The following is a 1,332-nucleotide window of genomic DNA, read 5'->3' as shown; positions in this document are numbered from 1 at the left end:
CCCGTCGCTTCACCCGCCCAGCAGGGCACAACCCACGCCGGAAACGAACTCAAAACTGGATAGAAACTGGGGGCAACGTCAAGGGCGATGACGTTCTCAAGGGCGGATCCGGTGCGGACATTTTCGTCGTGACCCCCGGCAACGGCAGTGACCTGATTCTCGACTTTGGCGCCGATGATACCGCGCGCGTCGGGAGCTTCGGCTTCACCTCCTTCGAGGATGTGCACGCCAACATGGTCCAGTCGGGGGCGAACGTCAGACTTAACCTGTCCGATGACGAGTTTCTCGTTTTCGCCAATAAGACCATCGACCAGTTCACCCCAGGCCAGTTCGATCTGGCCCTGGACAGGTCGCATCTGGAACTCACCTTCTCGGACGAGTTCAACACGCTCGACCTGTGGAATGGCTCGAGCGGCACCTGGGACTCGAACTTCTGGTGGGGTGCCGCGAACGGCAGCTCGCTCACGAGCAATAAGGAGCTTCAATGGTATATCGACACCAACTACGCCCCGACGCGTTCCGTCAACCCGTTCAGCGTTGAGGACGGTGTTCTCACGATTACCGCCGCCCGGGCTCCCGCGGCAATCCAGCCCTACATAAACGATTACAAATACACGTCAGGTTTGCTGACGACCTATGAGTCCTTCGCACAAACCTACGGCTATTTCGAAATTCGGGCTGACATGCCCGCAAAGCAAGGTGTATGGCCGGCCTTCTGGCTTCTCCCGGCTGACGGCTCCTGGCCACCGGAACTGGACGTCGTGGAAATGCTCGGTCAGGATCCAAACAAGCTCATTATGACAAGCCACTCCAACGAGACGGGAACTCATACGACAGTGTCCTCGACGGCCTATGCCGCGGATACCGAAGGGTTCCACAATTATGGAGTGCTGTGGACAGAAGACGAACTCGTCTGGTATTTCGATGACGTCGAAGTTGCTCGTGCCGCAACGCCTTCCGATATGCATGACCCCATGTATATGCTGGTCGATCTGGCGGTTGGTGGCCTCGCGGGAGCGCCCGCCGACGGGCTTGCTACACCTGCGGAAATGCAGATCGACTACGTCCATGCGTACGCGCTGAACGATTGGCATATCTAGGCGCAACACCTGACGGTGGCGGCGGTATGGAGACGTCGCAGCCGAGCCTGATTGCGGGCACGATTCTTGCGCCTGGGACCGAACTGGAACCGATGTGAAGGCGATGTCGCATTCCCATTCGTCCGAGCCGCCGCGAACAGCCCTCGGTGCGGTTTTGGCTTCTTTCCGCCGCGCGTTCGCTGGAATTGCCCTGATGAGCGGCGTCGTCAATGTTCTGGCGCTGACCGGCTCG

At 59.2% G+C, this 1,332-nt stretch carries 1 protein-coding gene; it reads left to right on the top strand.

From position 1 onward, the window contains the following. Nucleotides 1-1,100 (top strand): glycoside hydrolase family 16 protein (locus NKI97_RS35350; protein ID WP_352838604.1); only part of this gene is annotated, 1,100 nt, incomplete at its 5' end. Nucleotides 1,101-1,332: the final 232 nt, after the last annotated feature.

Origin of the sequence: Mesorhizobium sp. M0296 (assembly GCF_040321675.1) — a bacterium.
Taxonomy (GTDB): domain Bacteria; phylum Pseudomonadota; class Alphaproteobacteria; order Rhizobiales; family Rhizobiaceae; genus Mesorhizobium.
Note: the sequence above shows the minus strand (reverse complement) of the source record. Positions and strands in the feature narration are given on the sequence as shown.